General features: G+C 57.0%; 13 protein-coding genes. 4 read left to right on the top strand and 9 right to left on the bottom strand.

All coding sequences use genetic code 11. From position 1 onward, the window contains the following. Positions 1-923 precede the first annotated feature (923 nt). From G3N97_RS31860 to G3N97_RS31830, 7 genes are all read right to left on the bottom strand, one after another. A complete protein-coding gene (locus G3N97_RS31860; protein ID WP_205996915.1) occupies positions 924-2,027 on the bottom strand; it encodes a replication initiator protein A in 1,104 nt (367 codons plus the stop codon). Positions 2,028-2,051: 24 nt separating this feature from the next. Then, on the bottom strand, positions 2,052-2,273 hold the full coding sequence (locus G3N97_RS31855) for a chromosome partitioning protein ParB (protein ID WP_183717656.1): 222 nt from the start codon (positions 2,271-2,273) through the stop codon (positions 2,052-2,054). 20 nt (positions 2,274-2,293) lie between these two features. Further along, positions 2,294-2,923 (bottom strand): ParA family partition ATPase, encoded by a 630-nt coding sequence (gene parA, locus G3N97_RS31850; protein WP_205996914.1) that lies wholly within the window; start codon positions 2,921-2,923, stop codon positions 2,294-2,296. 195 nt (positions 2,924-3,118) lie between these two features. After that, complete coding sequence (locus G3N97_RS31845; RefSeq protein WP_205996913.1) at positions 3,119-3,727, bottom strand: hypothetical protein; 609 nt, start codon at positions 3,725-3,727, stop codon at positions 3,119-3,121. A gap of 1,140 nt (positions 3,728-4,867) precedes the next feature. Continuing rightward, positions 4,868-5,161, bottom strand: coding sequence for a hypothetical protein (locus G3N97_RS31840; RefSeq protein ID WP_205996912.1), 294 nt, complete (start codon positions 5,159-5,161; stop codon positions 4,868-4,870). A gap of 5 nt (positions 5,162-5,166) precedes the next feature. Then, positions 5,167-5,910 carry a hypothetical protein gene (locus tag G3N97_RS31835; protein WP_205996911.1) on the bottom strand — a complete coding sequence of 248 codons (744 nt, stop codon included), beginning with the start codon at positions 5,908-5,910 and terminating at the stop codon, positions 5,167-5,169. 140 nt (positions 5,911-6,050) lie between these two features. Continuing rightward, on the bottom strand, positions 6,051-6,227 hold the full coding sequence (locus tag G3N97_RS31830; protein WP_205996910.1) for a ribbon-helix-helix protein, CopG family: 177 nt from the start codon (positions 6,225-6,227) through the stop codon (positions 6,051-6,053). A gap of 215 nt (positions 6,228-6,442) precedes the next feature. Here G3N97_RS31830 and G3N97_RS31825 point away from each other — a divergent pair, with 215 nt between their 5' ends. Further along, entirely contained in the window at positions 6,443-7,132 is a 690-nt protein-coding gene (locus G3N97_RS31825) for a hypothetical protein (RefSeq protein WP_205996909.1), read from the top strand. Positions 7,133-7,151: 19 nt separating this feature from the next. Here the strand turns inward: G3N97_RS31825 and G3N97_RS40240 are convergent, their stop codons facing one another. Both G3N97_RS40240 and G3N97_RS31815 read right to left on the bottom strand, forming a co-directional pair. Continuing rightward, on the bottom strand, positions 7,152-7,553 hold the full coding sequence (locus G3N97_RS40240) for a HigA family addiction module antitoxin (RefSeq protein ID WP_205996908.1): 402 nt from the start codon (positions 7,551-7,553) through the stop codon (positions 7,152-7,154). Between the two features lie 228 nt (positions 7,554-7,781). After that, complete coding sequence (locus tag G3N97_RS31815; RefSeq protein WP_205996907.1) at positions 7,782-8,120, bottom strand: DUF4148 domain-containing protein; 339 nt, start codon at positions 8,118-8,120, stop codon at positions 7,782-7,784. A gap of 230 nt (positions 8,121-8,350) precedes the next feature. On the opposite strand from G3N97_RS31815, the gene G3N97_RS31810 reads away from it, so the two are divergent. The 3 genes from G3N97_RS31810 to G3N97_RS31800 all read left to right on the top strand — a co-directional run bounded on the left by G3N97_RS31810 (position 8,351) and on the right by G3N97_RS31800 (position 10,427). Next, positions 8,351-8,926, top strand: a complete 576-nt coding sequence (locus G3N97_RS31810) for a hypothetical protein (protein WP_241030955.1) — start codon at positions 8,351-8,353, stop codon at positions 8,924-8,926. 442 nt (positions 8,927-9,368) lie between these two features. Further along, a complete protein-coding gene (locus G3N97_RS31805) occupies positions 9,369-9,950 on the top strand; it encodes a recombinase family protein (protein WP_205996906.1) in 582 nt (193 codons plus the stop codon). A 54-nt stretch (positions 9,951-10,004) separates the two neighbouring features. Beyond that, positions 10,005-10,427 (top strand): hypothetical protein, encoded by a 423-nt coding sequence (locus G3N97_RS31800; RefSeq protein WP_205996905.1) that lies wholly within the window; start codon positions 10,005-10,007, stop codon positions 10,425-10,427. Positions 10,428-11,252: the final 825 nt, after the last annotated feature.

Below are 11,252 nucleotides of genomic sequence, written 5' to 3'. Positions count from 1 at the left end.
GCCCCGGCGAAAGCCGGGGCTTTTTTTTGCCAGTCAAAAGCAGGACTGGCTGCATGGCCCGTCGCGTTCCTAGTTGGATATCTGCGTGCCGCGCAGAAGGAAGCGTAACTAGTAGACCCGTTGCGCGCAACGAAAAAAAGATAATTTTTAGTGCACAAAACGGGATCGTTTCGGGACCTAAACAGCCGCAAAGGCCCCACAAAACGTTACTTTTAGGTATCTGATGGCCGGGCTACCCCAAGCAGCTCCGAAGCCCTTAAACGGCCGTTCTTGGGCCTTGGTGGGCTAGTAGCGATGCTATTAGAGCATCCGCCGGCGGGCCTCCTTTCTGCAAAACCGTTTTTCTTGGCCTTGTGCTAACCGATCACGGCTCCACGCCCGCGCGTGATCACGCGGGTAGACCACCTAGGGGGCCCTGGTTTGCCCCCTTTGGGGGCCGCGATAGATACCCGCAGTGGTGTCAGTTACCCACAGGAGGGGGTGGGATAAGCTGTTTTAGATGTTTTATATTAGTTTTAATAGTTTTAGGACGATAAATGACGTTTTTTCCATTTTAAATCAAACGCTTGCAGAATCAGCTGGCCCCTAATGTACGGGGTTTGGCCCCTAATGTACGGAAGTCGGCCCCTAATGTACGGAAGTCAGCCCCTAATGTACGGTCTATCCACAGGACTAGAGGCAACGAAATTGGGGGCTATTAGCCTACATGAATGATCATGGATGTACATGGATGATCATGGATATCCATGTAACTACAACTACATGCATGTAGCTACTTGTAGCTACAAGTAGCGGTATGGAGCGACATGAAACGGTATGGAATGGTATGGATCCATCCCATTCCAAGAACACGCGATAGTTTTTGATTATTTAGTATCTATCTAGATAGATTGTAATTATTACTAGCTACTATTAACCGTACTTTAGGGACCCACTTGCTTAGGTGCTGTGCGGTACGTCATGACAAGCAGGGGGCCTTCTTTCCCGGCCTCCTCGACCATTGAGTATTCGGGCAGGCAGTCCTCCGCGATCAGCTTTCGCAGGTTCTCTGTGAACTTCTTAAGGGTCCCTGTCGAGGCACTGCGCTCATAGACAAGCCGGAAAGACCACTTAGCCTGTGACGTGCCGGCAGCGCGGCGTGCAAGGCGGTACAGGAATCGACCAATTCCCGGCTCAATTAGAAAGTAGTCGTCGGATACGGTCAGAATGCCGGGTTTTTCGCTGCGAGTGACTTCCGTGTATATCCAGCTTGGGATTTCAATCTCCAGCTCCCCAATCCGGCCAGAACTGGTGTACGACACAATCCGGTATTCGCCTATCAGCCCTTGAGAGTCTACGGCCCGCGCTGTCTCGCCGTGCTCCAAGGCCTTTGAGCGCACAATCTTGACGTTAGTGGTCTTTAGTCGATCGAGTGCGCCCTCAAGCAAAGCTGCTTGCTTTCCACCATCGCCACGCCGACAAAACTTCAGAATCTCGTTGGCATGCGGCCGAAATTTCCGGCTAGGCATATCCCCTTTCCCTGCACGGTACCGATTCATTGCGTCGGCAAGGTGAGATACGGCCATTAGAACAATGTCGTAATCCCAAACGGAGGCCATGCCTGCGGGGCCAGACGAGACTTCCACGTACCCGTCTGGCAGCGCGTGACGAATCACCTCGCCCGCCCGCTTGTCCTTCTTCGACAGCCGGAATACGGCCACGTCCATGACGCTTTGAGCATCCCTAGCGCTTATGTCGTAGAGACCATGCACAAAGAGGTCTGTTTGCCGATCACTGTCCGGTGGAGTCCGCAATACCGGAGTCGCACGGGGCGCACCGCTACGTTTCAGGTCGGCCAGCGCTCCCGCTGCACTTGCGGTGGCATCAACATAGTTCAGCAGCTCGGCGGGCACGTCACCCAGCACGTACCACTTTAGGCGGACTTTGTCCCAAAGCCCCCCGTGCCTCTTTGCGTGTTCGCGCTTGTCGTAGTCGATGCTCAGATAGGTACGCGTCCGGCGGGGCGCGCGTGTAGTCGCTTCACTCATATGAGTAAATGAATATGTGATTTTTCACTCATTGGGGAGGTTGGCGACGAACTCTGTCAGCAACTCCTTTACCGTCTTGCCCTGACGTGCAGCGTGTATCTTCAACTTTTGATGCTGTGCGGCGTCAAGGTCAAAATTGACCCGCTTCGTCGCCGGATGGTCCGCGAGGCTCGCAAGGGTTTGCGCTTTCCCAGCGCGGGTACTCGGGCGGCCGGCAGTACCAAGGATGTTCTGTTTTTCACTCATTTACTCATAACCTCATTTTCTCATATGAGTTTAGACCTAATCTCAGCGGCAAGGGCGCGAATCTCTTGGGCCGCATCCCCATCCGGTTCCGCGTCTAGTACCGTGGTTCCAGTCGCGGCTGTTCCTGGGTAGCTGACGCGCTGCGTGATACGTGATTCCAGTACCGGGAGCCCGTAGCCCACCAAAGCCTCGGTAATGTCCGCCCCGATACGAGTCCCCTTGATCGCACGGCTAACGACAAAGGCGGCTTTAAGCCTCCCGTCCGTCAGTTCAATACGCTGCTTCACGAGGTCTACGAGGTCAGAGGTCGCCCATATGTCATACGGGCTCGGTTGGACCGGAATCACGATAGCGTCAGCGGCCTTGATTGCGCTCACCGCGAGGTCTGCCGCTTGTGGTGCACCATCGATCACAACGAAGTCCTTGCGGGCGACGTTCTTTAGGTCACGTTCTATGGTGGGCCTATCGATACCGACGACCGTCACGGGCTGGTCCTCGCGAACCGCAGCCCAATCCCGCGCCGAGCCTTGCGGATCGGAGTCCACGAGGAGTACGTCGGCCCCATCGAGCTGGAGCGCCCGTGCCAGGTGTGTGGCAACGGTCGTCTTGCCGCTCCCACCCTTCTGATTCAATACCGCGATAACCTTCATAGGCTCATTCGCTCATATGATGTTTTACTCATTGCATCATAGCTTGAGGAATCAGATGGAGCAAGGAAAAGCATGGGGCGGCGGTACGTTACTTTCCGCAAACCCTTGCTGGATGGGAATTGCAGCAGATCGTTACCGACCAGAGTAACGGGCCGGAGTAACGGCAGTAACGCGCGAGTAACGGGGTGGGGCGGCTTATGCAGGTAGGGCGGGGAGGGCTACCTTGTCGGCCTTCAGTTCATCGAGGATGCGGCTGATGATGCCGTGTAGCGTGTCCTCGATTTCGGCCACAGAGCGACAGCGGTGGATGCGTGAAGCCTGTTCGGAGGGCACGGCGAGCAGCTTTGCCCGCACGATGGAGTATTCCTCGCCGATCCTTTCCCTTATGGGTTCGACCTCGACAGCTAACCCGGTCTTGAGGTCGTATTCGAGCTGCGCGAGCTTGCCGAGATACACCTCTTTCACGTACCTAGCTTCCGCTAACGACATCTCGCCAGGCGCCAAAGACAGCAGTTCTTCCACCGGGCGAAGCGATTCATTCTTGACCGGGGCAGGGACAGGCGGCGGTGCATCAGCGCGAGCCTTGGCTGCGGCTGCCGTAGGTCGGCCACGCTTCACGCTAGGCGCGCTATTGACCACTTTCGGCATTCCGCCGCTCCGGTACGTCCTTAGCTTGGCGTCCGATGCGGCCACGTCCACGAAGTCGCCATGCATGACGATCCGCCCGGTTTGTGCCCACTCGGTAATCGTGGCGCGTGATTTTCCAATGCGGCGCGCGTACTGCGCCCGCGTCATAGTGTTCAAGTCTATTTGCTCCTTAAAGTGTTAGGTGAATTTCCCTGAAAAGTCCGCCCAATAAGGCTTTCCGGGAAATGTGTAAAGCGTTAGGTAAATTTCAAACGTCCATAGCTAGCGGAAGATCGCGCGCGCGCAGTGCCCACGCGAAAGCAGGGCGGGGAAGGACCCGGAGATGGGGGGCTTGGCCTCCACGCGCGACCACGGCGCGGCTGAGAGTGCGCCACGCGTGCCGAATTCCGGCAAAAACGTGGCCTAGAAAGCCAAGTTTTTTGACTCACAATCCTTATAGGACGGGGCTTCCAGCTGTTTTGCTTGTTATATATAACTCTCCGGGAAGGGCGGACGAGAAGCCACTCTTGCCACGAAATATCCCCGGCCATCCGTACCACGGCGCAGCCTCTTCTAGAACCTTCTTAGGCGAGCGATCCCCGTGCTTTTGGAACGCCGAGCCGAGCGTCTGCATATTCACGAGTATGCCGGCACGCGAGATATCACTTATGAATACCGCGTGTGCTGTACGTGCTCTGGCCGCACGCTGCACTGTTCCGTTGCGGTGTATGTAATCGTCGACCAAATCGGGAAGCGGTCTCATGAACCCACCCCGACCGTTCCGCATCCGTAGCAGGAATACACAAAGGTCGCGGGAGCGTTTCCCCAGAGATCGCACAGTGCCAAGCTGCTCCAGAACCTGCACACCAGCGTTTCGAGGAACAGGCAAACGTCGCTGGAACATCGCCCGCTTCTTGATAATTTCTCCGGTCTGGAGGTCCAGGTACGAACCAGCTACAACCCTGTAGACGGGGCGAGTAACGCGCTTCCATCCGGCGGATTTCAGTACATGCGTGGGCACCACAGCAAGCGTCGTATCCGGCTCCCATTCGACGTATCGTGGTTCCGGTAGCGCGGTTGGATCATCATCGGGAACGTAGATCATCCCCGCCCCATGTTGCTGCCAGTGGCATTGCCAGTCCCAACAACCGACGCCGAGCATTATGTTTCGGGAGATTCGGTCTTGGCCGACACGGGTTACAGGATGGTTTCCGCAGTTCCATACGAGTGTCGCGGAACTGGTTACGGTCACGCCGCCACATATCTATCTCTGATGAAAATCATGGTAAGAATTTAATATTCCTTAAGTATCCTAATTTATTGGCGCCGGCGAATCACACGCTGCATTGCGCGCTCCCAGCTGGCCGCTACTGCCTTGGCCTCTGTCGGCTGCGTATGATTTTCCGGGAGGGTATGAAGCGTGGCCGCCGCTTTTGCAATGGCCGCGAGCTGCGACGCTGACAATTCGAGCACGCGGGGTGTTTTCGGCTTGGCTCTCGTTACCGTGACAGGTACGCCTTTACGTGCCGTGGCGGCGGGCGTGGAGCGCGCTACCGTGGGCCGAAGCTCAACGGCACGCCGGAGCGAGTCAACGATCGAAATGTGTTTCATGGCGGTTATTCCTGGTTGTTAGTCGGGCGGTGGCCTTCGCGGACGTGCTGCACCCTGGGGGTGTACCGCTTAGTGCGTGCGAGGTGTTTGACCGCTGCCACCGGCTCCAAAGCAATGTTGAGTGCGGCCAGCGCGGGCACGGCCTCTGGTACGGCTTGCGTCAACAAGTTCGGAGCGGTATCGAAAGAAATGTCTCCGCTTTGCCAGCTAAGCCGAGCCTCGCGTGGGTCGCTCACGCGCGCGAATTGCTGCCAAACGTTGGAGCCACCGATTGCGCGAGAGAACGAGTCTTGCACGGCGTACAGCGCGGCCATTTCGTGGGCTTTAACTGCGATTGCATCCGCGATCACGTCTTGCACCTCAGCCACGTACGCATCGCGCTCGACCGCCAACGCAGACAGCGCGGTGTCGAGTTCCGCGTTAAGCGTTGCGCCCATCGCCTGCATAGCTTCCGACTGACGGTCAAGGCGGTCGAGCGCTGCGCACTCATTGGCCACATCCGCTTCCAGGCGGCTGATCTCGTTCTCGGAGAACTTGCCAGCATCCGGAAAGATCGCCGCTACGTCCTTGGCGGCCAGCTTCTCCTTCGCGGCGTCCACAGCGGCTTCGGCTTGTGCACGTTTCGCGGGCATTTCGTCTACTGCGGCGTCGAGGCGGCGGATTCTTTCCGCCAGGGTCTCTGTGGCAACAATGGCGTTGGCGAGCTTCGTAGGGTGTGCGGGGTACACAAGATTGAGTTTCTTATTCATTAGTTTTCCTTACTATATTTTTTGAGGATAGATTGGCTGCGGGATTGCAGACATGGGGTGCTACAGGGTTACTGCATGGTTACTGCGGAAGGGGAGTGCAGTGTGGGGATACGGCGGGGCGTGACTGCTGTGTGACTGCGTTACTGGTTCAATTCGGCGTCTAGGTACTGTTCGACAGCGACGCGGATTAGCGTCGAGACGGTCGCATCGCGCTCCGCAGCGGCCACACGAAGGCGCTTGTGAAGCTCAGGCGGAACGCGCGTGCTCAGGGCGCGGCTGGTTTCGTACGGGAGTTCTGGAATGGTTGCGATATGCATGGCTTTTTCGTTGAAGGTAGACAAATAAGGCGGCCCCGGCGGACTTCTCGTCCTACCAAGGCTCTGTACTGTTTCGTAATGTGAAAAATCAGGAGTGTGGTGCGCTTGCCTTCGCCCGGCATTCTTCAATACTCTCACTTGCCGCTAAAACACACATCAAAACCTTACTGGATAAGGACTTTCGTGTTATATCGGGCCTCACGTAGAATTCCGGGATGCCAAAGAAACGGAAGCAGCCATTCGACATAAGCAACGAGCGGAAGCTCACGGATCAGGACGTGCTAGTGATTCGCGCGGTGCATATCCCGCGAAGCCCCCGCTTCGGATCGGTGATCCTCGCCCAGCTATTCGGCGTCTCACAACCAACGATTGACCGCGCGGTGAAGCGGGAGACGTACCGCCATCTGCACCCGCTGTTACTGCCGGCGTGGCGAATTCGGGGGGAGCGGCAAATTCGAGGGGAGAGGCACCTTGACTTAGACCTTGGCGACTCCGCCGCAAAGATCGTCGTATGGGCGCGCAACAAGACCGAATACAACCGGGACCGCCGGGAGATTCGCGAGAGGTTCGCTATGGGTGACTACGTGCGCGGCCTAAAGGGCGAGTTCCAGGAGTCGCGCGGGATGCTGTCCGTGTACGCCCCGCGACCTGTGTGCCGCGTTATCAGTCCGGAAGGAGCGCAACGGCGACGGGAGAAGCAAATTCAACGTCGCTTGGCCACCCTCAAGCAGACGTACGGGGAGGCGTATAACGAGCGAATCGGCCTTGCAGTAGTTGGCCTCACCCCGCGTCTTTCCATTGAGGAATTCGACGCCCTTGGTGGCGTCCGCTGGCGAGACCGGGGCAACGCCCCCATGCCGGATGATATTTACGACGACGACCAGCTAAATATCCCTGACTTCTAGGAGGCGCGCGAGAGGGGGATTATGGACGGGCGCGGCGGCGGCCCTTCATCGCCTGGATTTGCGCGGTTGTCATTTCCGGCACGTCTGGGTCCTGCGCGATACCGCGCTGGATCGCCGCCTCCTGTGCGGGCGTGTTGAGTCGCCAGCGGCGCGGCTGGTGCGCGCGCCATAGGTCGTACTGAGCCTGCATCGCCAGCCAGTGCTGGGCATCGCCGCCGTGATCGACGCCAAGCCAAGTCTCAATGCGAGCAGCCAGTTCGGCGGTCACAGGTGCATCGCCGTCCAATACGCGCACTAGTTCATCCAGTTGCACACCAAGCTGATCGGCGGCTTCTTGCGGCGCGAGCTTGAGCGCTGGGAGAACGTCTAAGCGCAAAATTTCGCCGGGTGGTGTTGGTCGGCGTGAGGGCGGCGTAGTCATGCTTGGACGATAGCACGCGTTTTTGCCACTGCGCCTAAACACGGAACATGAACGAAAAAGGCCCAAACCTCTTGGATTGGGCAAAACCACCGGCGGGGGGCGCGGTGGTGGAGGTGCTGCGTGGAGCGGCCCGCCACCACGGATTTGACTCGATAACAGGCCGTCCGAAGAGTAGCGCTACGCCCGGAGCTAAGTCACGGGCGTGGATTTCGGCGTGGGGAAGATTAATTACGAGTGGTCGTACATCGCATGCCAATCGGCCTTCGACACGCCAGCAGGAGCCACAACCGCCACGGGGCGAGCAACTGCACGTTGGCCCGATGCGGACGAGCCATCGGCTACGCCGCCTACTGCATTGTTCTGGGCAGCGACCTTGGCCTCAGCGGCCTGAATAGCGTCCGGGTAGTGCGCGTTGTCACCATCGCCCGGGCGGTAACCAGCCTTTTCGAGCTGCACGAGTTCGGCACGGACCTGTGCACGGGTGACCGGCGCGTTCGACTGTGCGAACGAAGCAACCGGGGCAACAAGGGCAACTGCGACTGCAACGGCTTGGATCAGGGACTTCATGGTGACAACCTCCAGTTTTTTTATTGGTCCCGAACGCTCTTGTTCGGTAACCACAAGCCCAGTCTAGGCTTGCCTCACCCTGTGATTAAGGGGCTGTACTGGAGGGGTTTGTTGTCGAATAGAGGGTAAACCCTACAACTCATTTGTGGACCAGCCCGTCGCGAGGAGCGCTCCAGCAGACTAGCCCGCACATACCACCCCTCTATCAAGGAGGGAGTACACCCGGCAAAATGTCAGATTATTTTCGGGCAGACGGGATAGCGATGCCGTATTTTGAGCCGCTAAACATTGGCGGGGTCGATTACACGTTCGATCACTTGGAGCCGTTCAAATTTGAGTTCTATAGCGAACGGGCAAAAAAGAAACTATGCGTCCATGTGACGTTTACGAATCACTGCTTTTCGAAAAAGTACGAACCGAAAGAGCACAACCCTGGCGATCCAATTTTTGATAGGAGCACGCCTCGTCCCCGGATGTTCTGCCCCATTCGGCACAGGCTCTCCTACGCGCTGCGGGAATTGATTGAAAGCATGAACAATCCCAAAACGAAGGTATGGGAGTGCGCGACAGAGCGCAACTGGACCTACTCAATAACTGTCGAAAATCCCGACGGGCCGTATCACCTCTTTTTTGAGGTTACGCGTGCCACGGGAGAAAAGCAGAAGTTCCAAGACCTTAATTTCGTCGTGGAAAGCGCGTATCACGAAGATCCAGAGGAGGGGCCGCCTGCTGTCAAAGGTTCCATGACCCTATGGCTTCTGTGCGGCAAAGTTTTCAAACGCGAGAAAACGTCCACTCAACGATGACGCGTAAACGGAAAAAGGCACCCGCAGGTGCCCATCCGTAAAGCAGATCCAGACACCACTTAACGACCCGCCTTGCGCGAGTACGGCTTACGCCGCTGGGGAGCGCTCTATCTCATCTGGTCAGTCGCTCCGATATAAGTAACTTTATATACAAGGCCCAAGCTTGTCAACAGTTGTAACGCGTAAACCCCTTTGTTTATCAAGGGAAATTACAACGTTTCCCCAAAGCAGGGCTTCGACTTTTGGCACTTTAGTGGTCACAAACGTGCGGGCCGATACGGCCTGAGAAGACAGGGGCGTTTCCCTCCTGGCTTTGTAACCTCAGACCGGCCGTCCGAAAACGAACGATTGCGGACTCGGCCAACCAGACTGTCCAAAAACTAGCTTGACGGCATTTCGGACACACGCTAGTATTCGTACACCGTTTACGTACACAACATCTATGTCCCGCACGTTCGTTTATGCCCGCGTCAGCACCGAAGGTCAGACGCCTGAAAATCAAGTCCACGAAATCGAGGGGAAGCAATTCGAGGTTGAGCCGCACCGGATCATTACCGAAGTCATCAGCGGGTCGGTGGCCGCCACGGAGCGCCCAGGATTCGCGAAACTGTTGGACCGGTTGGAGAAGGGAGACCAACTGGTCGTGACGAAGCTGGACCGCTTGGGCCGCAATGCGATGGACGTGCGCGCTACGGTCGAACGGCTGAAATCCGCAGGCGTCAAGGTCGTGTGTCTCCAGCTCGGGGAAATGGACCTAACCTCACCGGCTGGCAAGTTGACTATGGGCGTGCTCATTCACATCGCCGAGTTCGAGCGCGATCTGCTGATCGAGCGTACACAGGCGGGGTTGGAGAGAGCGCGGGCCGAGGGAAAGACGCTAGGCCGCCCGTCCGCACTGTCTGACGAGGACCAAGCCGCAGTCCGGGAGCGACTGGCGAAGGGCGAAGCCGTAGCAGCACTGGCCCGAGAGTTCAGCACCTCCCGCCAAACCATCATGCGCGTGCGCGACGCGGCCACCGAGTAACCCAAAGCTGCCTGAGAGGGCGGTATTTTCCTCAAAAAAATTAAGGACTACATAATGATTATCGAAATTCAAGAAACCCAGAATGGCGTCGTGTACTGGAACCGCGATGAGGACGGAGACCGGACGAGCGGCCAGTGCAGGGACACGCCTTACGAGGCCGCAGTTTGGGCAATGCTCGACGATAAGACAGACGGCCCGACGTTGCCCGAAAACATCAATCCGCAGTACGGCTATCCGGAGGTGTATTTCGAAGATGCTATGCGGGATTGCATCAGAGATGCCCGTCAAGCTTTGGCGGACCTTGAGCACGCATTAGAGCAGCCGGGATGGTTCGAGCCAGAGCAAGACGCCACGGACGCGCTGGAAGAAGCCACGGCAGGCATTCGGGCCGCCGTGGCGGGTCGGGTGATACTTGGCCGTGCCGTTTTGGCGGACTCGAAGATGGTAGCCGCCGAAAGCCTAGGACTTGATAGATGATGCGACCCCATTACCAGTACCCGTTGCGGGGAGAGACATGGAATGAGGCGGATTGGCCTCAAATTTGAGGCTGGATGCTCGCTGTAATGCTCTAAGCCCCGACCACGTTCGGCAGCGCCGTGATCGTTGATATCTTCGATTAATTCATCGGGATGGGCACTACTTCCGTAGCACGATGAGACCGGGAAGCACAGCTACGGAGTCAACGTGTTATTCGGATTCGACCCAACATATAGGGCATGATGTAGTGCAGGAAATAGAAAACGGATGCCTTAACCTGATTTTAAAAGTACGTAAATCAAGGGCATGGACGTGTTCTTAAGTGAGGCATCCACATATCTTCGTCGGCTGCAAAGCCCCGTTCTATAAGGCTTTGGCGGAGAGGCGTGCTTGTCAATACTTCGGCGGGAAATTTAACCGTTTGACTGCTCGGCAAGTTCCAGTACAGTTGGCGTTGGCCGAGAGCTGTGGGGCGGCGCTTTCAGCCCCGCAGGAGGGAAGCCTGCGGAGCTTTACGCCCAAGCCCGAACCTAACCTGTGTGAACCACAAGTAAGGAGGTGGCTATGATAGAAAAGATAGTCACCGAACTAGTTGTAAATCTAGTGGTGGCTCTAGTGGAATCTGTTGAATTCAGGGTGTTGGCGCACCATGCATTCGATTCACTAGCGACCATCGTTACTTCAATGCTCTAACATTGGCCCCGGCGAAAGCCGGGGCTTTTTTTTGCCAGTCAAAAGCAGGACTGGCTGCATGGCCCGTCGCGTTCCTAGTTGGATATCTGCGTGCCGCGCAGAAGGAAGCGTAACTAGTAGACCCGTTGCGCG

The sequence above is a fragment of the Paraburkholderia sp. Ac-20347 genome, from assembly GCF_017104805.1.
Taxonomy (GTDB): domain Bacteria; phylum Pseudomonadota; class Gammaproteobacteria; order Burkholderiales; family Burkholderiaceae; genus Paraburkholderia; species Paraburkholderia tropica.
Note: the sequence above shows the minus strand (reverse complement) of the source record. Positions and strands in the feature narration are given on the sequence as shown.

What these genes read in the sequence shown, in the direction of transcription:
- G3N97_RS31860 (WP_205996915.1), bottom strand. Translation starts at nt 2,027, where the DNA reads ATGAGTGAAGCGACTACACGCGCGCCCCGCCGGACGCGTACCTATCTG.
- G3N97_RS31855 (WP_183717656.1), bottom strand. Translation starts at nt 2,273, where the DNA reads ATGAGTGAAAAACAGAACATCCTTGGTACTGCCGGCCGCCCGAGTACC.
- parA (WP_205996914.1), bottom strand. Translation starts at nt 2,923, where the DNA reads ATGAAGGTTATCGCGGTATTGAATCAGAAGGGTGGGAGCGGCAAGACG.
- G3N97_RS31840 (WP_205996912.1), bottom strand. Translation starts at nt 5,161, where the DNA reads ATGAAACACATTTCGATCGTTGACTCGCTCCGGCGTGCCGTTGAGCTT.
- G3N97_RS31835 (WP_205996911.1), bottom strand. Translation starts at nt 5,910, where the DNA reads ATGAATAAGAAACTCAATCTTGTGTACCCCGCACACCCTACGAAGCTC.
- G3N97_RS31830 (WP_205996910.1), bottom strand. Translation starts at nt 6,227, where the DNA reads ATGCATATCGCAACCATTCCAGAACTCCCGTACGAAACCAGCCGCGCC.
- G3N97_RS31825 (WP_205996909.1), top strand. Translation starts at nt 6,443, where the DNA reads ATGCCAAAGAAACGGAAGCAGCCATTCGACATAAGCAACGAGCGGAAG.
- G3N97_RS40240 (WP_205996908.1), bottom strand. Translation starts at nt 7,553, where the DNA reads ATGACTACGCCGCCCTCACGCCGACCAACACCACCCGGCGAAATTTTG.
- G3N97_RS31815 (WP_205996907.1), bottom strand. Translation starts at nt 8,120, where the DNA reads ATGAAGTCCCTGATCCAAGCCGTTGCAGTCGCAGTTGCCCTTGTTGCC.
- G3N97_RS31810 (WP_241030955.1), top strand. Translation starts at nt 8,351, where the DNA reads ATGTCAGATTATTTTCGGGCAGACGGGATAGCGATGCCGTATTTTGAG.
- G3N97_RS31805 (WP_205996906.1), top strand. Translation starts at nt 9,369, where the DNA reads ATGTCCCGCACGTTCGTTTATGCCCGCGTCAGCACCGAAGGTCAGACG.
- G3N97_RS31800 (WP_205996905.1), top strand. Translation starts at nt 10,005, where the DNA reads ATGATTATCGAAATTCAAGAAACCCAGAATGGCGTCGTGTACTGGAAC.